General features: G+C 40.9%; 23 protein-coding genes. All 23 read right to left on the bottom strand.

Going from position 1 to position 21,712, the window contains the following annotated elements; all coding sequences use genetic code 11:
- Positions 1-27 precede the first annotated feature (27 nt).
- The 23 genes from fliL to sucC all read right to left on the bottom strand — a co-directional run bounded on the left by fliL (position 28) and on the right by sucC (position 21,710).
- The gene (gene fliL / locus AC0KTX_RS00930) at positions 28-456 is read right to left on the bottom strand and encodes a flagellar basal body-associated protein FliL (protein WP_474250343.1); all 429 of its coding nucleotides are present in this window, start codon (positions 454-456) and stop codon (positions 28-30) included.
- Positions 453-665: a flagellar FlbD family protein gene (locus AC0KTX_RS00925; protein ID WP_474250342.1), complete on the bottom strand. Its 213-nt coding sequence runs from the start codon at positions 663-665 to the stop codon at positions 453-455. Before AC0KTX_RS00925 ends, fliL begins: the two co-directional genes overlap by 4 nt.
- A 31-nt stretch (positions 666-696) precedes the next feature.
- The gene (locus tag AC0KTX_RS00920; RefSeq protein ID WP_474250341.1) at positions 697-2,226 is read right to left on the bottom strand and encodes a flagellar hook-basal body complex protein; all 1,530 of its coding nucleotides are present in this window, start codon (positions 2,224-2,226) and stop codon (positions 697-699) included.
- Positions 2,227-2,265: 39 nt separating this feature from the next.
- Positions 2,266-2,715, bottom strand: a complete 450-nt coding sequence (gene flgD, locus AC0KTX_RS00915) for a flagellar hook assembly protein FlgD (RefSeq protein ID WP_474250340.1) — start codon at positions 2,713-2,715, stop codon at positions 2,266-2,268.
- Positions 2,716-2,726: 11 nt separating this feature from the next.
- A complete protein-coding gene (locus AC0KTX_RS00910) occupies positions 2,727-4,052 on the bottom strand; it encodes a flagellar hook-length control protein FliK (RefSeq protein WP_474250339.1) in 1,326 nt (441 codons plus the stop codon).
- Positions 4,053-4,679: a MotE family protein gene (locus AC0KTX_RS00905; RefSeq protein WP_474250338.1), complete on the bottom strand. Its 627-nt coding sequence runs from the start codon at positions 4,677-4,679 to the stop codon at positions 4,053-4,055.
- A gap of 9 nt (positions 4,680-4,688) precedes the next feature.
- Complete coding sequence (fliJ, locus tag AC0KTX_RS00900; protein WP_474250337.1) at positions 4,689-5,132, bottom strand: flagellar export protein FliJ; 444 nt, start codon at positions 5,130-5,132, stop codon at positions 4,689-4,691.
- On the bottom strand, positions 5,129-6,436 hold the full coding sequence (fliI, locus tag AC0KTX_RS00895; protein ID WP_474250434.1) for a flagellar protein export ATPase FliI: 1,308 nt from the start codon (positions 6,434-6,436) through the stop codon (positions 5,129-5,131). Before fliI ends, fliJ begins: the two co-directional genes overlap by 4 nt.
- 6 nt (positions 6,437-6,442) lie before the next feature.
- The gene (gene fliH, locus AC0KTX_RS00890; protein WP_474250336.1) at positions 6,443-7,195 is read right to left on the bottom strand and encodes a flagellar assembly protein FliH; all 753 of its coding nucleotides are present in this window, start codon (positions 7,193-7,195) and stop codon (positions 6,443-6,445) included.
- Entirely contained in the window at positions 7,188-8,189 is a 1,002-nt protein-coding gene (fliG, locus tag AC0KTX_RS00885) for a flagellar motor switch protein FliG (protein WP_474250335.1), read from the bottom strand. Before fliG ends, fliH begins: the two co-directional genes overlap by 8 nt.
- A 20-nt stretch (positions 8,190-8,209) precedes the next feature.
- Positions 8,210-9,814, bottom strand: a complete 1,605-nt coding sequence (fliF, locus tag AC0KTX_RS00880; RefSeq protein WP_474250334.1) for a flagellar basal-body MS-ring/collar protein FliF — start codon at positions 9,812-9,814, stop codon at positions 8,210-8,212.
- Between the two features lie 49 nt (positions 9,815-9,863).
- Positions 9,864-10,160 (bottom strand): flagellar hook-basal body complex protein FliE, encoded by a 297-nt coding sequence (fliE, locus tag AC0KTX_RS00875; RefSeq protein ID WP_474250333.1) that lies wholly within the window; start codon positions 10,158-10,160, stop codon positions 9,864-9,866.
- Positions 10,161-10,178: 18 nt separating this feature from the next.
- Positions 10,179-10,622 (bottom strand): flagellar basal body rod protein FlgC, encoded by a 444-nt coding sequence (gene flgC / locus AC0KTX_RS00870; RefSeq protein ID WP_474250332.1) that lies wholly within the window; start codon positions 10,620-10,622, stop codon positions 10,179-10,181.
- On the bottom strand, positions 10,622-11,011 hold the full coding sequence (gene flgB / locus AC0KTX_RS00865; protein WP_474250331.1) for a flagellar basal body rod protein FlgB: 390 nt from the start codon (positions 11,009-11,011) through the stop codon (positions 10,622-10,624). Before flgB ends, flgC begins: the two co-directional genes overlap by 1 nt.
- Before the next feature lie 275 nt (positions 11,012-11,286).
- A complete protein-coding gene (gene codY / locus AC0KTX_RS00860) occupies positions 11,287-12,066 on the bottom strand; it encodes a GTP-sensing pleiotropic transcriptional regulator CodY (protein ID WP_474250330.1) in 780 nt (259 codons plus the stop codon).
- 25 nt (positions 12,067-12,091) lie between these two features.
- The gene (hslU, locus tag AC0KTX_RS00855; RefSeq protein ID WP_474250329.1) at positions 12,092-13,492 is read right to left on the bottom strand and encodes an HslU--HslV peptidase ATPase subunit; all 1,401 of its coding nucleotides are present in this window, start codon (positions 13,490-13,492) and stop codon (positions 12,092-12,094) included.
- A gap of 14 nt (positions 13,493-13,506) precedes the next feature.
- Positions 13,507-14,049, bottom strand: coding sequence for an ATP-dependent protease subunit HslV (hslV, locus tag AC0KTX_RS00850; RefSeq protein ID WP_474250328.1), 543 nt, complete (start codon positions 14,047-14,049; stop codon positions 13,507-13,509).
- Positions 14,050-14,064: 15 nt separating this feature from the next.
- Positions 14,065-14,976, bottom strand: a complete 912-nt coding sequence (gene xerC / locus AC0KTX_RS00845) for a tyrosine recombinase XerC (RefSeq protein WP_474250327.1) — start codon at positions 14,974-14,976, stop codon at positions 14,065-14,067.
- Positions 14,977-15,040: 64 nt separating this feature from the next.
- Entirely contained in the window at positions 15,041-16,348 is a 1,308-nt protein-coding gene (gene trmFO / locus AC0KTX_RS00840) for an FADH(2)-oxidizing methylenetetrahydrofolate--tRNA-(uracil(54)-C(5))-methyltransferase TrmFO (protein ID WP_474250326.1), read from the bottom strand.
- A gap of 74 nt (positions 16,349-16,422) precedes the next feature.
- Positions 16,423-18,501 (bottom strand): type I DNA topoisomerase, encoded by a 2,079-nt coding sequence (topA, locus tag AC0KTX_RS00835; protein ID WP_474250325.1) that lies wholly within the window; start codon positions 18,499-18,501, stop codon positions 16,423-16,425.
- Between the two features lie 168 nt (positions 18,502-18,669).
- Complete coding sequence (gene dprA / locus AC0KTX_RS00830) at positions 18,670-19,479, bottom strand: DNA-processing protein DprA (RefSeq protein ID WP_474250324.1); 810 nt, start codon at positions 19,477-19,479, stop codon at positions 18,670-18,672.
- Positions 19,480-19,630: 151 nt separating this feature from the next.
- On the bottom strand, positions 19,631-20,533 hold the full coding sequence (gene sucD, locus AC0KTX_RS00825; RefSeq protein ID WP_474250323.1) for a succinate--CoA ligase subunit alpha: 903 nt from the start codon (positions 20,531-20,533) through the stop codon (positions 19,631-19,633).
- A gap of 16 nt (positions 20,534-20,549) precedes the next feature.
- Positions 20,550-21,710 (bottom strand): ADP-forming succinate--CoA ligase subunit beta, encoded by a 1,161-nt coding sequence (sucC, locus tag AC0KTX_RS00820; protein WP_474250322.1) that lies wholly within the window; start codon positions 21,708-21,710, stop codon positions 20,550-20,552.
- Positions 21,711-21,712 lie beyond the last annotated feature (2 nt).

Below are 21,712 nucleotides of genomic sequence, written 5' to 3'. Positions count from 1 at the left end.
CTTCACCTCCTTATCCCTTGTCGATCGCTATTGAAGGATAAAGGAAGTCGTGTACACGTTTTTTACTTCACCTTCCTGCAATAGTGCATTTACTTTTGTTTTAATCTTTTCTTTCAGTTGACTCATTCCTTTTTGCCCTTCAAGTTCCTTGGCTTCCATATTGGACAATTCAGAGATGATGATATCTTTAATTTGAAACTCTCTTTTTTCTAATTCTTCTTTCGCTTTTTTATCGGAAGCTTCAATTTTGAAAGAAAGTCTGACAATATTTTTGCTTTTTAAATTGGTGGTTATTTCCGGAACATCAAACGATGATTCGACCACTTCATCGACGGAGCGGTTTCCTGCTTCCGCTTGATTATCTCCAAAATGCTCTAGTACAAAAAAAGTCGTTAAGGCTGCTATGCCTACTGTTGAAATGATGACTAAAAAAGCAGTTAACATTTTTTTGCTCATTCTTCTGTCCCCCGGTATAAAGCTTTTCCCAAGCCAATTTGGCAATATAATTCATTGATTTTGCCGACAACATCTTCTTCTGCGTCTTTTACAACATATTTTTTTCCAGAGATTAACGTAATTGTCGTATCAGGAAACGATTCAATCCGTTCAATCAATAACGCATTAAGATAAAATGTTTCACCATTTAGTTTTGTTAGTTTAATCACTTGTCAGGCTGCCAGCCGTATCCCCCTTTTCTTACCGTTTTAATCCCAGCAGTTCTTGTAAAATTTCATCAGATGTTGTAATAATTTTCGTATTTGATTGGAATCCCCGCTGGGCGACAATCATTTCTGTAAATTCTTCCGCCAAATCGACATTTGACATTTCTAGCGAGTTTGTAATTAGCGAGCCTGCTCCATCTTCTCCAGGAACAGATAACTCATTAAGCTCCAATCCGTTTCCGTTTTTATCCAAGAATCCAGAGTTTTGCGTCTCGATAAACAAATTGCTTCCCACTTTTTCCAAACCTTCTGGATTCGGGAAATTAGCGATGCGAATTTGGCCTGCCACTTTCAACTGTCCGTTGCTATCTGTAAATGTGATTTTACCGTCCGCCCCTATACTGAAAGTTTTTGCCGACAGCGGAATTTGAATCAGGCCTGGTTCACCGCTTAAAGAATTCGTCCACTGCGGTTCTCTTAAACTTTCAGCAAGATTTTCATATTTGATGACAGCTTGTTCGATATTGTTTAGTGAAACTTTGTAGCTTTCAATCGTTCCGATCAATTTTGACATTTGATCAAGAGTAGCTGTATCAACGCTTGATTCCAATTGAACGCCAGTTTGCGGATCGTTTGGATAATCATTTCCAACTTGCAGCTGTCCAATTGCATTTGTAATGGTAGTTAAAATATCAGTATAAGGTGGTGTATCATTGAACTCTTCTATCGAGTCATTTAATAGATTGATCGCTGTATCAAATTGACCGCTGATATTGTTAAATCCGGACGCGTTCGTCACCGAATTATTGAATTCATCCCAAACTTCTCCGAGAGCATTATAGGCATTTTGCATTGCTGTATACCAGGAGGATGGATTTTCTTTCCCGTTTTTCTCCCATAACTCGACTGATTCGTTATAGGCCTCGTAGGCTTCCATCAACGCATTGGCTTTTTTGCCAATATCGTTCAAAGATTCATACATATTTTTATAAGGAGTATTAAAAGATGTAATTTGCTGCAGCGCATCGTTTGCTTTATCAATCCCGGCTTCTGTTGGTGGGGTTTTTTCGCCTGTTTCGCCGATCAAATAATACCCTTCACCTGTCACGATATAGCCATTGGCATCCAAGTAAAAGTTCCCGGCGCGGGTATAAGCAAGGTTTACGGCATTATTAATGGATCCAAGAATTTTGTTGTCCCCGTATTGACCGGCGTAATCAATATTCACTCTCGATAAATCGGTGATCGTCGCAACAGGAAAGAATCCGTCTCCAGATATGGCCACATCTAAAACTCTCCCTGTCGATTGAGTTGGTCCTGAGGTATGGACAGTATCAATCGTTCCTAAAGCAGCCCCAAGCCCGACTTGAGCAGGGTTAATGCCCCCTCGTCCATTTCCTGCTGCACTGGCTCCGGCCATTTGTTGGCTGACTAAATCTTTAAAAGTGACACGGCCTTTTTTAAATCCGTATGTGTTGACATTGGCAATGTTGTTTCCGATAACATCTAATTTCAATTGAAAGTTTTTCATTCCGCTGATTCCCGAATACATGGAACGCAACATAGTCATCTCTCCCTTTCAAATTATAATGGTAATCATTTTTTACTCTTGTTGGGACGGCTCTTGTTCGCCAGTATCAGATACTTTTGAGATTGAAAGACGGTCGATTTCATCCCCATTTTCCAGTTCAATCGCAATTTCACTGTCGTTGAGGCGGACGCTTTTGACGATGCTTTCAACCGTTTGCCCGTTTTTTGTATATTCAACGGTTTTTCCTATTAACTCAGAATATTTAAGAAGCGAGTCATTTTGCACTATTGATAGAAATGTTTCAAACGACTTATTTAAATTCGTCATTTGTTCCAACGCAGAAAAGTTTGCCATTTGCGAGATAAATTCTTTGTCTTCCATTGGATTCAACGGATCTTGAAATTTCAACTGCGTAATCAACAATTTTAAAAAATCGTCTTTGCCTAATATGTTTTTTACTTCTCTTGTGCTGTTGGCTGCATTTGTTAAAAACAAATTGCTGTCAATAGATATTTCGCTCATCCTCACCGCTCCTATACTAGGGAATGAATATATTCTTTTAATTTTTCCATAAATGATTCATCTTCGTCCTGTTGTTCATTTTGGTCATGTCTTTCTTGGTCTTGACGAGGATGGTCATTTCTTCCATTATCTTGTGGGAACGTTGGATCTTCGTCCAAAATATCAAAACGATCTATTTGGATCACGATATTCGGAAGTGCTTGTTTCAGCTGATGAATGTTATGTTCCAGCAAATCTTTAGCAGATTGCGTGGAAGCGATCATTTTGGCAATCATTTGGTCACCGTCTTTTACGAGCTGAAGAGTGATCGTTCCAAGATGTTCCGGTATTAGCCGAACCGTCAATTTTTGCGCCCCGTTTGGAAGCTGGGCAAATCGAGTCAATTTGATGGCATCTTTTAATTTTTGAATGAATTCCTCCCGCATATCAAAAGACAACGCTTCTCCCTCAATATTGGAAACCGGCAGTTGCTCGCTATTTATGTACGAAGATAAGGTGAGAACAAAAGAATTTTTTAGTTGAGAGTGTTGATCCATATTTTCCAATTTCTGTCCGATCTGTTTTTCGCCGACAAACGTTTTGGCAAAATCCGCTAAGCTTTCAGTTAACTGCTGTTGATTGATTGTTTGTTCAGCTTGTCTCACTGGTGCGTGATTGACAAGTTGAGCTTGTCGGATTTGCTGAAGTAAATCATTTGCTTTCGGCTGAAAAAAATTTTTGCGATGATCGGTTTCCTTTGGTAATGCTTGAGCATCTGTTTCATTTGGCATTATTGGATGATCTGCTGCTTCATTTCCAATCCTCATTGATGCTCCTACCGCTTTTAGGATGGTTTGGAACATCTGCTCGCCAATCGCTCCATATTTTCTTAAAGTCGCTTCAACTTTTTCGATTATTTGAAAAAAACGATTATCGTCTAATTGCGCCAATTGAATCAAAAAAGCAGCTATTCCTTGGAAAAGATCTTTCTTTTCATTTTGGAATCCGTGAAAAAACGGATAACCTTTCAAACCCGCTTGCTCGGCATGAACGATTGTTTGCTGCTTGTCAGCAGGTTGTATGTTTCGGATATGTTCATTGAGATCTGTTGGCATGTTTGGCTTCTGTTCATTGTTGCCTGTAAACATGCTTTCAAAAAGATAGATCAATTCTTGCATTATATCTTTTACTATATCTTTCTTTTTTCCATCCGCTTGATGTTGTTCAACTGCCGGTTGTTGAACCATTTGTTCCAGCAAGGACTGAAACGGCGCTTCTTCGGTTGTATTGATTTCTTTCCTTCGCGATAAAGCAAATGGCTGTTCGGTCTGGAAAAATTGCACTTTAAAAGCGTCCATTTATTCGCCTCCCACACCGCTGTTTGCTGTTTGTTGATCGGCAGAATTTCCATTCTGTTCAGTTTGTTGCGACAATAGTCTCGTATATTTCGCAGCATCCTGCGGCGTCATTTTTTCTAATATTCTAGCAAGTACATACTTTTTTAAAGAAGATAAAATTTCAACAGCTTCTTCGTCTGATAGCTGGGTGATGATCTCAGCTGCTTTTTTGCTTGACATTTGTTCATACACTTTCGGCACGTCCACCGATTTTTGGCTGTTCGCCTGAGCATTTTGCTGGATGTTTTCCAACGAATTTAACTGCTGCGTCAATTGTTGGATTTCTTGGTCCTTGCTCTTCAGCTGCCCTTGCAGTTCACTGATTTTTTTATTTTGCTCTTCGATCGTTTTCTCCAGTTGTTTTTCAGCCTGTTCAGCTTGTTCAACGGACAGAGCATCATTTTGTTGTTTATTTGTCCCTGTTAAATTAGAAATAACAGGAATATTTTTTAAAGAAGAAAACGGCTTAATATCCAGCACCATTAAAATCACCAATGCAAAAATGGCAAGAAAGATGAGCGAAAAGAACGCCATGATCAATGTTTTTACGCCGCTGCCTTTTTTTTCTTTCTTCTCCTTTTTACTCATGATTTCCACCTAATTTCTTTGAAAAGAATACATGTTCATTGAGAGTTCGTCCATTAAGTTTCGCTCCGCTTTCTTTTCCTGATCGAGAAACCGTTTATATTCCTTTTCTTTCATTTTTTCGTATTTTTTTACCTCCATATGCTTTTCCATTAAAATGGCATGCTTTTCATTCATATTGTTTCTCGTAAAAATAACAAGCTGTTGATAATGCTCAATCGTTTTTTCCAAATTTTGCACAAACTGTTGGTAATGCTTCATTTCATGAACAGAAATCCCTTTTGTAAGTTTTTCTTGCTGAAGCTTTGTTAACTCTTCTTTTTTCTTTAATGATTCGTATAGTTTATTAGCAACTTTGGTAAACTGCTCTACCGATTCTTCATATGCTTTTGTCGATTTCTTTTTTTCGTTTTCTTTTACATCCAATATTTTTTGGTAGCGAAAATGGTAGTTCATGATGGTTCACCTACTTTATAGAGAAGTTCCAATGTTTGTTGAAACGTTACTTTCTCTTCCATCTGTTGCCTTAAGAAATCAGTGATTCTAGGATACAAGTCAATTGCTTCGTCAATTTCCTGGGACGATCCTCGCTTGTAAGCCCCAATGCTGATTAAATCTTCATTTTCGCTATACTTTGAAAGCAATGACTTTAATTTGTTTGCCGCTTGAAGATGGTTGGGGTCAACGATATGGTTCATCAATCGGCTGACACTTTTCAGTACATTAATCGCTGGGTAGTGGCCTTTGTTTGCCAAGTCTCTATCCAAAATAATGTGTCCGTCTAAAATCCCCCTAACCGTATCGGCAATAGGCTCATTCATATCGTCGCCATCCACCAAAACCGTATAAATTGCAGTAATCGATCCTTTATCATTTTTTCCTGTTCGTTCCAACAGTTTGGGCAACATTGCAAATACAGAAGGTGTATAGCCTTTAGTTGTCGGCGGTTCGCCTACGGCCAAGCCGATTTCCCTTTGAGCCATTGCAACTCTTGTCACAGAATCCATCATAAACATTACATTAAAGCCTTTTTCCCGAAAATATTCGGCAATCGATGTTGCGGAATAAGCTGCTTTTATTCTCATCAGCGCCGGTTGATCAGAAGTGGCGCATACGACGATCGTTCGCCGCAGTCCTTCTTCACCTAAATCTCTCTCAATGAATTCTCTGACTTCCCTTCCTCTTTCACCTATGAGGGCGATAACATTGATATCTGCTTCAGAATTTCTGGCGATCATGCCGAGAAGGGTGCTTTTCCCAACTCCGCTTCCGGCAAAAATGCCGATTCGCTGTCCGTTTCCGATTGTTAACAGCCCGTCAATGGCTTTGACCCCAACTTCAAACTTTTCTGTAATCGGCGGCCGAGTCAACGGATTTGGAGGTTCATTTTCCGAAAGAACAGTCGTTAAACCTTGCGGAAGGCTTGTCCCATCCATCGGACAACCGAATGCATCCAGCACTTTTCCGACCAAACCGATCCCCGCTTTTATTTTAAGCGGCGATCCTGTTGCCTCGACAACGGAGCCCGGTGCGATGTTGTTGATTTTCGTAAAAGGCATTAACAAAATGTTTTCATCTTTAAAACCGACCACTTCCGCCATCGTTTTTTGATTTTTACCTAAATGAACATAGCAGACATCACCAATGGAACATTCAGGCCCTCGGGATTCCATTGTCAATCCGACCACTTTTTTAATTTTTCCGTAACGCTTGTAGGAATCGATTCGTTCGATTTCGCTAATCAGCTGCACAGCTTTCAAATACAATCAGTCCTCCCTGACTAAGTTGAGAAGTTTTGTTTTTAATTGCTCCAACTGTGTATCAACACTGGCATCAATTTTACCGAACGGCGATTCTACATAAATTCCGTTTTGTTTAAGATGATGGTCAGGGAAAATGTATAATTCGACATTTGTTGTGAAAAGTTCTTTTAACTCATCTTTTTGATCCAGCAAATAGGCGTATTTGTCAGGGTGAACATAAATTTTCACCTCCGGATATTCCTTCACTTCATGGATCACTTCTCGTACGATTGCTAAAAACAATTCATCGTCATCCTCAAGTTTTTTGGCAAGAATTTTTTCCGCTGCTTTCATCGCTATTTTAATAATCGTTTCTTCCGACTGTTCAAGTTTTTTCTGATAATCTTTTTTGGAATGATGGATCAATTGTTCAGCCTGTTTAACAACATTTTCATATTGTTTATACCCATCTTCTTTTCCCTTTTGAAATCCGTCTTGGTAGCCTGTTTTTTGAGCTTCTTCCATAAGAGATTGTTTTTCTTCATTCCAAGCTTCTTTCTCTTTTTGAATTTGCGAAAGTATTTCCTTTTTTTGTTCCATTGCTTCGTTGATTATTTTTTCTGCTTCTTGATAAGCGTTGTGCAAAAGTTGGGACGGTTCTAGGTTGTTTTGTTCGTCCGCTTCTTCCTTTTGCTGAACAATCTGTACAGATTTAATGGTTAACTTATGCGGCGCTTTCAACGGTAACGTATGATTGGATTTGATTACCTTAGACAATGATTTCATCTCCTTGTCCGCGGGCAATCATAATTTCACCGGCATCTTCCAATCTTCTAATCACTTCGACAATTCTTGATTGAGCCTCTTCGACATCGCGAAGCCGGACAGGACCCATGTAATTCATTTCTTCTTTAAACGTTTCAGCCATTCTTGTCGACATGTTTTTAAAGACAATTTCTTTAACTTCGTCTGATGCTACTTTTAATGCCAGCATGAGATCATTATTATCAACATCGCGAATAACCCGCTGGATAGCACGGTTGTCAAGGGTGACGATATCTTCAAAGACAAACATTCTCTTCTTCACTTCTTCCGCCAATTCCGGATCTTGAACTTCAAGCGCTTCTAAAATGGTGCGCTCTGTCGAACGGTCGACGCCATTCAACACTTCCACCAATGTTTCAATTCCACCTGTTTCCGTAAAATCTTGGGTTACGGTGGAAGATAGCTTTTTCTCTAATATTTGTTCAACTTCATTGATGACATCCGGACTTGTTCGATCCATCATGGCAATTCTTCTGGCTACATCCGCCTGTACGTCTTGCGAGAGGCTCGATAATATTTGGCCTGACTGCTTTGCATCTAAATAGGATAAAACTAAAGCAATCGTTTGCGGATGTTCATTTTGTATAAAGTTTAAAATTTGGCTTGGTTCGGCTTTTCTTGCAAAGTCAAAAGGTCTGACTTGAAGGGAGGAAGTAAGCCGATTAATAATTTCATTCGCTTTTTCCTCCCCTAATGCGTTTTCTAAAATTTGTTTTGCATATTGTATGCCGCCTCGAGCAATATAATCTTGGGCTAGAGCAATTTGATTGAATTCTTCAATAATCTCTTCCTTCACCTTTGCGTCAATGGTGCGGACGCTCGAAATCTCAAGCGTTAATTTTTCAATTTCTTCTTCTGTTAGATGCTTAAAAACTGAAGCAGAAGCTTCCGGGCCCAAGGAAATCAATAGGATAGCTGCTTTCTGTCTTCCGTTTAACTTTTTCATTGAATCGATTTCCCTCCCCCTCAGTCTTCATAGAGCCACGAACGCAATAACTTTGCAAATTCATCCGGCTTTTCTCTTGCCAGCTCTTCAAGCCGCTTCCGTTGCAATTGTTGTTGTTTTTCTTCCTCTGTCTCTTCTTTTTTCTCCGCTAAAACCATTTCATCTGGTTCTTCGATTTCATATTCTTCATACTCATCATCTTCCTCTGCTCTCCGTCTTCTCCATAAGAAGAAAAGGAAAGCGGCTGCGGCTAGGATAATGGCACCTATTAAAAAGTAGCCCCACAGTGGGAAAGGAGAAGATGTTTCCGCAGTATCCGCCGACATTTTGCCGGCAAACGGCTGGACGGACACCACAATTTTATCTTGAATATCCTGATCCGTTAACGGTGCTGCATTCGGATCTTCGTTGATGCTTGTTCTGACAATCGTTGACAAAATTTGCTGTATATCATCAACGCTTTGCTGCGGCAAAGAGTTCGGATCTTGTGGGTCAGGCGGTTCGACCATGACTTGAATGCCAAGGTCTCTGATTTTATAAGGGCTTTCGACAATTTCCCGTTTAATGCGATTCACTTCATAATTGACGCGATCTTCAATTTTCTCATATTCGCCATTTCCCGCAACCCCGTTAGCCTGTTGGTATGTATTCGGAACATCGGTTTCCCCCGTTCCGGCAACACCGGCTGCCGCGGCTCCGTCTCCGGTGTATGTTTCCGTAATCCGTTCAGCACTGATGGCAATTCCTTCATTATTTTCTTCATCGACAGGTTCCACTAAGTTTTCTTCGCGTTTCTCTTTCGTAAAGTCAATATCAGCTGTTACACTTACAACCACTTTGTCCGGTCCCATCATCGTTCCTAAAAGCCTTTGTACTTGGCGTTGAATATTTTTCTCAATTTCCGACTTAATTTCAAGCTGAGACGCAACGGATGTTCCAACTGAATCATCTTGCTGCAAATCATAATAGTTAAAATTTTGATCCATAATGACGATATTATCTTCCGGCAAGTTGGGAACACTTTTAGAAACGAGATGATAAAGAGCTTTCACTCTCGATTGGTCAAGCTGATAGCCAGGCTTCATGTTCAGAACTATCGATGCTGAAGCTTCCCCTGTCGGTTCACCGACAAATACGGAATCTTTCGGCAAATTGATCATAACTTTCGCATCATTAACGCCTTCAATTTCTTTAATCAGATTGGCAAGCTCTGTTTGTGTCGCTTTCAGTTTCAACACATCAAATTCATTATCCGTCATGCCAAAACCGATATTTTGCCCGAAAAACGAATAATCAATATTTCCGCTTTCAGGTATACCTTCAGCAGCAAGTTCTACTTTCAATGAATCCGCCTGTTCTTCCGGAACTTTAATGGTTGTTCCATTATCGGCAATTTCCGATTGAATCCCTTTGCTATCGAGGGTTTCCTTAATTTGTCCTGCCTCGTCCAATGTTAAATTTGTATATAATGGAACCATTTTCGGTTTTGAAAGAAAAACAGAGGAGAAAATGATTGTAAGTAAAACAAGTGCTGCGCCCCCAATAATGAGGGCTTTTTGCCATTTTGTCCGGTTGCGCCAAAATGACAAAATTTTGTCTTTCCATTGGCTAATCTTTTGGTTCATTCTTTCTTTTCCCCCGATAATATTTCATTCCATTGCAGTAAATCCATCTTTACACTTGCATGCGCATTATTTCTTGATAAGCCTCAACCGCCTTGTTGCGCACTTCAATAGCCGCATCAAGCAAAATGCTCGCCTTTTGCGCCGTAACCATCACATCGTGCAGTTCGACATCTTTTCCTGTCGCAAGCGCATTTGTCAGTTGGTCGGACTTTATTTGCGCTTTATTGAGCGATTCGAGCGATTGTTTAAAAAGCTGTGAAAAGGTATTTTCTCCGCTTTTTCCCCTTGTCTGGGCTGGCTGTTCCGTTTGAACTGTTTGCATCGGCATGGAAATGCTTTCGATCATTTTTCATTCCCCCTACTCTTATTTCCCGATTTCCAATGCTTTCATCAACATACTTTTCGATGCGTTAAAAACCGTGACATTCGCTTCATATGACCGGGTGCTCCCGATAAGATCGACCATTTCTTTCAAAGGATCTACATTCGGCAAATTCACATAGCCGTTTTCATCCGCATCCGGATGATCTGGATCATAAACCGTTTTAAACGGTGTCTCATCCTCTGCGATAGCGGCAACTTTGACGCCATTTCCCGGATTGTTGAGCGCTTTATGAAAGATGGATGCGAACGACGGATTTGCCTCCTGCATCAAAACCATTTTCCTTCTGTACGGCTGCCATCTGCCATCAACATATTCAGCCCTCGTCGTTTCCATGTTGGCCATATTTGAGGAGATAACGTCCATCCGAACTCGTTGAGCTGTTAAGGCAGAGGCGCTTATGTTCAGAGAATGAAAAATGCCCATTATGTACGACCACCTTTAATGACATTTTTTAAACTGTTGAATTTCCCGTTTAATCTGTCGATTAATGCATTGTATAAAATTTGATTTTCGGCAAGTTCCGCCATTTCTTGATCAATATCTACATTATTTCCATTATGATGATAAGAACTGTTCACTTTCGACGTAATCAAGACATTTCCTTTGCCCCCTGAAAAAGCAATATGGCGCGGATTTGTCCGGTACGCTTCCATTTTTATTTGTTCATTCAACACATCCTTGAATTCCACCGTTTTCGCTTTATACCCTGGTGTATCAACATTCGCAATATTGTTGGCAATCACCTTCTGTTTGAAAAATGATGACTGAATCCCCAGTTCCAAATTACCAATTGTATTCGAAAATAATTTCATAATTCCCTCCGCGATGTCATCAAAATGTCCAGAATTTTGATGTAAAAATGTCGAATTTTGTTAAATCTCTATTTTCATTTTAAATAAGAATGGCCTGAAAGTCTATGTTAGAAATGTAAAAAAAAGTGTTACATTGCGATTATTTTTTTCCTAGTTCTATATGCCCAATTTTAAAAAAACGATCCAAATTTTCATCCATAAATCAAAAGGACTACTTATGAGCATAAAAAAACCGCTCCAAAAAGTTTTGTGAAACTTTCCGGAGCAGTGATAAATCAATGATTTTTCAGCTTTTCCAATTCCACTAAAAATTTATTGTTCAATACTTTTATATATGTTCCTTTCATTCCCAAAGACCGCGATTCGATCACACCTGCGCTTTCAAGTTTGCGCAATGCATTGACAATTACGGAGCGAGTAATGCCGACCCGATCGGCAATTTTGCTGGCGACTAACAGCCCTTCTGTGCCGTTCAGCTCTTCAAAAATGTGTTCAATAGCTTCTAGCTCGCTGTATGATAATGAACTGATCGCCATTTGCACTACCGCTTTGCTGCGCGCTTCTCCCTCAATTTCCTCCGCTTTTTCCCGCAAGATTTCCATTCCAACAACCGTTGCTCCATATTCCGCCAAAATGAGATCATCATCATTAAACTTGTTGGCCAATCTTGCCAAAATTAAAGTTCCTAACCGATCGCCTCCCCCGATGATCGGTACGATCGTTGTATAACCATTTTTGAAAAGATCACGATTTTCGACAGGGAAAGCAGTGTATTCACTGTACACATCCAAATTTGGAGATGTTTCGGTTATATTGAATAAACTTTTTGTATATTCTTCTGGGAATCTCCGTTCCTCCAACATTTGTTTCATTCGGTCATTTTCAATTTGTTTGTTCATTCCAAATCCAAGCACTTTTCCTTTTCGGCTTAAAACGAAAATATTGGCTTCAATTACTTCACTTAATGTTTCCGCCATTTCTTTAAAATTCACTGGTCTACCTGCGGCTTTTTGCAGCATTGCATTAATCTTTCTCGTTTTTTCTAATAGTTCCATTTTATAATCCTCCTACATTGATCATTTACAAAATGTATTGACTTAAATTTTTGTTTTGTGCAATTTTGCTTAATTTTTCTTCCACGTAATGAGGGGTAATGACAATTTGCTCCATGTTAATGTCCGGCGCTTCAAACAAAAGATCTTCAAGAAGCTTTTCTAAAATCGTGTGCAATCTTCTTGCACCTATATTATCGGTATCTTGATTGACTTGAAAAGCTATTTCGGCAATCTTACGAATAGCTTCGTCAGAAAATTCCAATTTTATACCTTCTGTTTCCAATAATGCCTTATATTGCTTTAATAACGCATTGTCCGGTTCTGTCAAGATGCGGACAAAGTCGTCTGCTGAAAGTTTTTTCAATTCCACCCGAATCGGAAATCTTCCTTGCAGTTCCGGGATCAAGTCAGAAGGCTTGGCCATATGAAAAGCTCCTGCGGCAATAAATAAAACGTGATCCGTTTTCACAGTGCCGTATTTCGTAACAACAGCGGATCCTTCAACAATCGGCAATATGTCCCGCTGAACTCCTTCACGGGAAACATCTGCTCCAGAACCGCCTCGATCTGTTTTGGCAATTTTATCGATCTCATCAATGAAAATGATGCCTGACTGTTCGGCTCGTTCAATCGCTTGTTGTGTCACTTCATCCATATCGATCAGTTTGGCCGCCTCTTCATTTGTTAAAATTTTGCGTGCTTGTTTAACGGTAAGCTTTCTTTTTTTCTTCTTTTTTGGAAGCAAGCTGTTTAAGGCATCTTGCATATTAAAGCCCATCTGCTCCATACCGGTGCCTTGGAACAGATCAAACATCGACGGCTGCTGTTCTTCGATTTCGATTGTCACATATTCATCTTCAAGTTCGCCATTTGCCAGCATTTCCGCAATTTTCCGTCTTTTTTCCACCAGTTCCTCCCCCTCATCATTAGAAGTAGAGGCAGGAGTTGACGGCTGGCTGCCAAACAACATTTCCAGCGGATTTTTATAGGCGGATTGTTTTTTCTTTCCCGGCGCTAATATTTCGACGAGCCGTTTGTTGGCATTTTCCTCCGCCAGTTGTCTCACTTCATTCATTTTTTCTTCTTTTACAAGTCTTACGGAAGTTTCAACGAGATCTCGCACCATGGACTCGACGTCCCTGCCGACGTACCCTACTTCGGTAAATTTCGTTGCTTCCACTTTGACAAACGGAGCACCGACAAGCTTGGCAATTCTGCGGGCAATTTCTGTTTTTCCGACTCCTGTCGGTCCAATCATCAAAATGTTTTTCGGAACAACCTCATCGCGCAGTTCATCGTTTAACAAACTTCTTCGGTAGCGATTGCGAAGGGCGACGGCCACTGCTTTTTTTGCCTCGTGCTGCCCAACGATATATTGATCGAGACGTTCAACGATTTGTTTTGGTGAAAGGGCATGTTGTTTCATGTTTTCCCTCCTTCCTACAGTTCTTCCACAATTATTCGATTATTTGTATAAACGCAAATTTCCGCTGCTATTTCCAACGCCGCTTTAGCGATTTCACTTGCGGTCATCCTTTCGCCGGCATATTCTTTTAGCGCTCTTCCTGCGGCCAAAGCATAGTTGCCGCCGGATCCAATCGCCAATATTCCATCATCCGGTTCTATAATCTCACCTGTACCGGAAATCAACAGGAGCTGTTCTTTATCCATGACAATCATTAATGCTTCCAATTTTCTCAACACTTTATCACTTCTCCATTGTTTGGCCATTTCAACAGCTGCCCTTTTAAGATTTCCGTTATATTCTTCCAGGCTTCCTTCAAATTTTTCAAACAGAGTAAATGCATCAGCAACAGAACCTGCAAATCCCGCCAAAACGTTGCCGTTAAATATTTTGCGAACCTTTCTGGCTGTATGTTTCATGACGACTTGGTTGCCAAATGTTACTTGTCCGTCTCCAGCCATTGCGCATTTTCCCTGATGATGGATCGCAAAAATGGTTGTGGCATGAAATTGTGACAAATTGAGAGCCTCCCTTTACTCTTTTGCACGTGGATGATATTCAAAATAAACGTTTCGCAACTGCTCTTTTGACACATGAGTATAAATTTGCGTTGACGATAAGTGGGAATGACCGAGCAGCTCTTGCACGCTTCTCAAATCAGCCCCTCTATTTAACAAATGTGTTGCAAATGAATGTCTTAGCATGTGAGGATGAAGATGTAGCTTGACCGCCGAATCTTCAAATAATTGGTTTAAAATATAGCGCACCCCTCTTGGTGTTAAAGGTTTTCCACGATGATTGACAAACAAGTAAGGATGGCTGTCCTCCCCTTGCAGCTTTTCCATGAGCTTTTGCCGGCCATCTTGTATGTAGGATGTCACTGATTGGCTCACAAAGCTTCCAAAAGGAACGTACCGCTGCTTTTTCCCTTTCCCATTTACTAGAACTGTCCCTATCGAAAAATCCAAATCTTGAAGCTGAATTTGACATAACTCACTTACGCGGATACCAGTCCCATACAACATTTCAAGAATCGCCTGATTCCTTTGTCCAAGCGGATCTTTCAAATTGGAAATCGAAAAAAGCACATCCATTTCCTGCTCATATAAAAAGCGGGGGATTGTCTTTTCCTTTTTCGGCAAAGCGACCGCCGAAAAAGGATTATGCGAAACCATTTTTTCTCTCAGCAAAAAATTGTAAAAAGTGCGAAGGCTTGAAATTTTTCTGGAAATGGAATTTTTTGAAAAAATTTTATTTAAATCCGTTAAGAAAATGCGAATATCAGAATACTGGACGTTTTCCAGATTGTTAAGGCCTTCTTTTTCCATAAAAGAAAGAAATTCATTGATATCATGGATGTAATTCACAATTGTATATTGTGAAGAATTTTTTTCAATTTGTAAATATTCAATGAATAATTTTAAATAATTCTTAACAATTTCCATTGGCACAACACCTCGCAAGGGCTTCTAAATAGTAACATATTTTAGACAGCCCTTGCAATCTATTTTAAATTTTTTTCAAAATTTTTTGAATAGTTTCCAATGCTCTTTTCGCATATTGTTCATTTCTTTCTTGCTTGTTTTTGATTGGCGTTTCAAAAGGTTTAAAAAGACCAAAATTGGCATTCATCGGCTGGAAATTTGCCGGATCTGCTGTTGTAATATAATGAGCCATGCTTCCAATCGCTGTTTCACTCGGAAACTCAATCAGTTCTTGTCCGAAAACAAGACGGGCGGCATTGATGCCGGCGATTAACCCTGATGCAGCCGACTCGACATATCCTTCAACACCGGTCATTTGCCCGGCGAAAAAGAGATCGTCCCGCCCCACGTATTGGTATGTTGGTTTTAACAGTTTAGGTGAATTAATGAATGTGTTGCGATGCATGACTCCGTAACGGACAATTTCGGCGCGCTCAAGCCCCGGAATCATCTGGATCAATTCTTTTTGCGCCCCCCATTTTAAATGGGTTTGGAAACCGACAATATTGTAAAGGGTCCCGGCTGCATTATCCTGTCTAAGCTGGACAACGGCAAAAGGCCGTTTGCCTGTTTGCGGATGCTCCAGACCGACTGGTTTCAGCGGGCCGAAAAGAAGCGTTTGTTTTCCCCGCTGCGCCATTACTTCTATTGGCATGCATCCTTCAAAGTAAATTTCTTTTTCAAATTCTTTCAATGGTACGGTTTCAGCGTTTACTAGCGCTTCATAAAACCGATCGAATTCTTCTTCTGTCATCGGGCAGTTTAAATAGGCCGCTTCGCCTTTGTCGTATCTGGACTTTAAATAAACTTTTTCCATATTGATACTTTCTTTTTCAATGATCGGAGCAGCCGCATCATAAAAATATAAATATTCTTCTCCGGTCAGCTGTTTCAATTGTTCGGATAAAGCTTTTGATGTTAGCGGGCCTGTGGCAATCACTGTCGGACCGTCCGGTATTTCCGTCACCTCTTCATGAAAAACGGTTACATTTGGGTGCCCTTTCACTAGTTCTGTCACTCTTGCAGCAAACTCATGGCGATCTACTGCAAGCGCTCCTCCCGCAGGAACGGAGCATTGATCAGCACTAGAGATGATGATCGAATCAAGCAGCCGCATTTCCTCTTTTAACACACCTACTGCATTCGTTAATGAATTGGCTCTTAATGAATTGGAGCAAACTAGCTCGGCAAATTTATCTGTATGGTGGGCAGGCGTTTGCTTTTTAGGGCGCATTTCGAACAATCTGACTTGTATTCCTCTTTTGGCTATTTGCCATGCAGCTTCGCTCCCTGCCAGCCCTGCACCAATGACGTTCACTGTGTTTTCGTTCATGATGTTCCCTCCTTTAATTGGTTTGAGACAATGAAGAAGGTGAGCATTGATTCAGCTCACCATGGTATGTTTGGCTAACGCTCCGGATTCTCTTTGTAGTCGCATTTGGAACATTGCACTTGAACACCTTTTTTCAGGCGTTTTTCAAGCAGCAATTCGCCGCATTTCGGGCATTTCCTTTCCGTTGGTTTGTCCCAGGATACAAAATCGCATTCCGGGTATCGGTCGCAGCCGTAAAATACACGGCGTTTTTTTGACTTTCTTTCAACGATGTTGCCTTTTTCGCATTTTGGACATTTCAAGCCAATTTCTTTCAAAATCGGTTTTGTATTGCGGCATTCTGGAAAATTTGAGCAAGCCAAGAACTTTCCGTATTTCCCCATTTTATAAACCATTTCATTGCCGCATTTCTCACACTTTATGCCGGCAAATTCGTCTCTGATTTCCACTTTTTCCATTTCGGTTTCAGCTTTATGCACCCGTTTTGAAAATTCGCGGTAAAACTCATCAATAATTTTCACCCAATTCACTTTGCCTTCTTCTATATTGTCCAAATCATGCTCCATTTTAGCCGTAAATTCCACATCCAAAATTTCTGGGAAAAACTCCACCATCAGCTCGTGTACAATTTGGCCGAGTTCTGTCGGAACAAACCGCTTGTTTTCCAATGCCACATATCCGCGGCGCTGAATCGTATCCAATGTGGGAGCGTATGTAGAAGGACGTCCAATCCCCAGCTCTTCGAGAGTTTTGACGAGCCTTGCCTCTGTATACCTAGGCGGCGGCTGGGTAAAATGCTGCTCCGGTTTTAAATCTTTTGAAAAGACAACATCTCCTTCATTTAAATCAGGTAGAAGCCGGTTTGTTTTCTCTTCCGCTTGATCATCTGTACCTTCCACATACACTTTCATGAATCCAAAAAATTTGATTTTTGAACCGTTCGCCCGAAATAAAATGCCGTTATTCTCCATTTCTACCGTCATCGTATCCATGATAGCTGGCGACATTTGACTGGCAATAAATCTTTCCCAAATCAGCTTATACAATTTATATTGATCTTTGGAAAGATATTCTTTCACAGACTCGGGATCCCGAAAAACGCTTGTCGGCCTGATGGCCTCATGGGCATCTTGTATATTTCCCGATTTTTTTGCAGCCATCGCTTTTCCTTGCGAATAGTCAGATCCGAACATTTTCTCAATATATTGAACAGCTTCTGATTTCGCTGTGTCGGAAATGCGAATGGAATCTGTTCTCATATAGGTGATTAAACCGACGGTTCCCTCTTTTCCAAGATCAATGCCTTCATAAAGCTGCTGGGCGATCATCATCGTTTTTTTGGCGCGGAAATTAAGTTTTCTTGCAGCTTCCTGCTGCAATGAGGAAGTTGTAAACGGCGGAGCCGGATTGCGCTTTCTTTCTTTTTTCGTCACTTTTGTGACCATATATTTGTTGCTTTCAAGACGCTCAAGCACCTCTTTTACATCTTGTTCCGTTTTCAATTCCTTTCTTTTTCCATCTGCTCCCCAAAACGACGCCTCAAACGTTTCCGTTCCTTTTTGGAAGTTGCCATCGATTGTCCAATATTCTTCAGGCTTGAAGTTTTTTATTTCATTTTCACGGTCAATGATCAAGCGGACGGCAACGGATTGTACTCTTCCGGCACTTAACCCTTTTTTGACTTTTTTCCATAAAATCGGGCTGATATTATAGCCGACAAGCCTATCAAGAATTCTTCGCGCCTGCTGGGCATCGACTAAATCCATATTGATCGCCCTCGGAGTTTTAAACGACTCCTTGATGGCATCTTTGGTAATTTCATTAAAAACGACCCGGCAATCAGAACGGATATCAATATCTAAGCTTTGCGCCAAATGCCAAGCAATCGCCTCACCTTCTCTGTCGGGGTCGGCGGCAAGGAAAACTTTTTTCGCTTTTTTCGCCGCACTTTTTAAGTCTTTCAACACCGAGCCTTTTCCGCGAATGGTAATATATTTCGGTTCAAAATTCCGCTCAATGTCAACCCCCATTTGGCTTTTCGGCAAATCGCGGACATGCCCCATGGAAGCTTTTACTTTATAATTCTTTCCTAAATATTTTTCAATCGTTTTTGCTTTTGCAGGTGATTCTACAATGACCAAATAGTCCGACATTCATGCTCCTCCTTAAGAGGTTTTCTCTCTTTCTTTCACAACATCCCATATTGGATAAAAATTTTCCCGTATTTGTTAAAATAATCTTCACTAATATTAAATATTCCATTGCATTTTGTCAAACAGTATATTTATCATCTTTTTCTTTTTTTCGGAATGAATCCAATCCTATTTGTCATCATCGAAAAATGGATAAAGCATTGGACGTATTTCTCGAACGATGTCTTCATCGGAAAAGACAAGCGAAGCTCCATCGTTTAACAATTGTATATTTCCAAATACTGATTCGTCAAATAATGGAACAAGAGGGGAAAAAACTATGCGGCCTTGCTCTAATGCGTGCATGGCAGTAATAAGGGATCCGCTCTTTCTTGATGCTTGGGCAACGAACGTTCCCATCGTCAATCCGCTAATGATTCGGTTGCGCAAGGGAAACATCCATTTCTCAGGTTTCCGGTTAGGGGGATATTCAGAAAGAATCAGATGTTCCGCAGAAATGATGTCAGCAAGTCGCGAATTTTTTTTCGGGTAAAGATGATCAAGACCGCCGGCAATGACAGCAATTGTTTTTGTATTTTCTTGTATAGCCGTCCAATGCGCCATTGCGTCAATACCCAACGCAAGCCCGCTTACAATCGTCCATTGCTTTCTGGCTAGCGGCCTAATGAAATAGTCAATACAATTACAGCCGTATTCCGTGGGATTTCTTGTTCCAACTACACTTAAGCTTCGGATGTTTTGCAGCAATTGAAGGTTGCCCTTACAAAATAATACGGCCGGTGGATCGGAAATGTGCTTTAAAAGAGGAGGATATTGCGGGTCGACAACGGTTATGATGCTGATGTTTCTTTGCCGGTAATAATGTTGGAGATCGGTTTCGGAAATGCTCAAAAACTGTCGAAAAAACTCTTGATGAACATTTGGAGGAAGGTTGAGATGAAAGGCCAAATCTTGAAGAGGAAGGTGAACATACTTCATGAAAGATGGATCTTTTTTGTAAAGCCCCATTAGTTTATTGTTTGTCACTCTTTGGCAATGAACAAGGTTGATCAATAAATTTCTTGGATCGATCAGTACCACCTCTTTCTTTGAAAGAAGGAATAGCCAAAAGGCTACTCCTTTTCATTGTTTAGTGGGTTTTGCATTTTTCGTATAAACCTTTTTCTTTAATGACAGAAATTAAAGTTTCGCCAATCACCGCCGGCGTTTCCGCCACTTTTATGCCGCATTCATTCATTTTCTTAATTTTTTCCGCAGCTGTTCCTTTTCCGCCGGAAATAATTGCGCCTGCATGTCCCATGCGTTTTCCTGGAGGCGCTGTTTGTCCGCCGATAAAGCCGACAACAGGTTTCGTCATGTTTGCCTTCACCCATTCAGCTGCTTCCTCTTCAGCCGTACCGCCGATTTCACCGATCATAATTACCGCATATGTTTCCGGATCTTCATTAAAAGCTTTTAAAACATCGATAAAGTTCGTGCCGTTGACGGGATCGCCGCCAATTCCGACAGCTGTTGATTGTCCGATTCCCGCTTGTGAAAGCTGATGAACCGCTTCGTAAGTCAACGTTCCGGAACGAGAAACAACACCGACATGCCCTTTCGTATGGATGTATCCCGGCATTATGCCGATTTTACATTCTCCCGGAGTAATCACGCCGGGGCAGTTTGGTCCGATTAAACGGGTTTTCTTTCCTTCCATATATCGTTTTACTTTCACCATGTCTAAAACAGGAATGTGTTCTGTTATGCAAATGACGAGGTCAAGTTCCGCATCCACCGCTTCCATAATGGCATCGGCTGCAAAAGGAGCCGGTACATAAATAACGGATGCATTTGCACCGGTTGCTTTTACTGCTTCTTCTACCGTATTAAAAACCGGCACACCTTCCACTTCTTGACCACCTTTTCCAGGTGACGTCCCGCCGACAATTTTCGTACCGTATTCCAACATTTGTTTCGTATGAAATAAAGCCGTTGATCCCGTAATCCCTTGTACGATCACTTTCGTGTCTTTATTAATAAAAACGCTCATGCTTTTCCCTCGCTTTCTACTTTACTAATGATACGATTTTTTGCGCACCGTCAGCCATTGACTCGGCTGAAGTAATATTTAAGCCTGATTCGTCTAATATTTTTTTGCCAAGTTCAACATTTGTGCCTTCAAGGCGAACGACAAGCGGAATCGTCAATCCAACTTGTTTGGTTGCTTCAACAACCCCTTGTGCAATAACGTCGCATTTCATGATGCCGCCAAAAATGTTGACGAAAATTCCTTTAACGTTTTCATCTGACAAAATAATTTTAAAAGCCTCTGTCACTTTTTCAGCCGTTGCCCCGCCGCCGACATCAAGGAAGTTTGCAGGTTCTCCACCGTAATACTTGATGATGTCCATCGTTGCCATGGCCAGACCTGCACCGTTGACCATGCAGCCGATGTTTCCGTCGAGCGCTATGTAACTTAAATCATATTTCGAAGCTTCTATTTCTTTTGGATTTTCTTCATCTAGATCACGATATTCCAAAACATCTTTTTGACGGAACAGGGCGTTTGAGTCAAAATTGAGCTTAGCATCCAATGCCATTACCTTGCCGTCGCCTGTCACAACAAGCGGGTTAATTTCCGCAATGGAGCAGTCTTTTTCAACAAACACTTGATAGAGCCCCATCATAAATTTCACAGCTTGGCCGACAAGTTCCTTTGGTATGTTGATGTTAAACGCAATTCTGCGAGCTTGGAAAGGCAAGAGGCCGACAGCCGGATCAATATACTCTTTAAAGATTTTTTCCGGTGTTTTAGCCGCCACTTCTTCGATTTCCGTACCGCCTTCTTCAGATGCCATTAAAACGACACGCGATGTAGCGCGATCCACAACAAATCCTACGTAATATTCCTTTTTAATATCGCAGCCTTCCTCAATTAAAAGGCGTTTCACTTCTTTGCCTTCAGGGCCTGTTTGGTGCGTAACAAGGGTTTTTCCCAATAGTTCGCCGGCATATTGGCGCACTTCATCCAAATTTTTGGCCACTTTGACGCCGCCTGCTTTTCCGCGGCCGCCAGCATGAATTTGCGCTTTGACAACAACCACATCCGTTCCGAGCTCTTTTGCCGCTTCAACCGCCTCTTCGACAGTAAAAGCCACTTTTCCGTTCGGAACCGAGACGCCGTATTTTCTGAGGATTTCCTTCCCTTGATATTCATGGATATTCATAT

This window comes from Aeribacillus sp. JST-2 (genome assembly GCF_056032925.1).
Note: the sequence above shows the minus strand (reverse complement) of the source record. Positions and strands in the feature narration are given on the sequence as shown.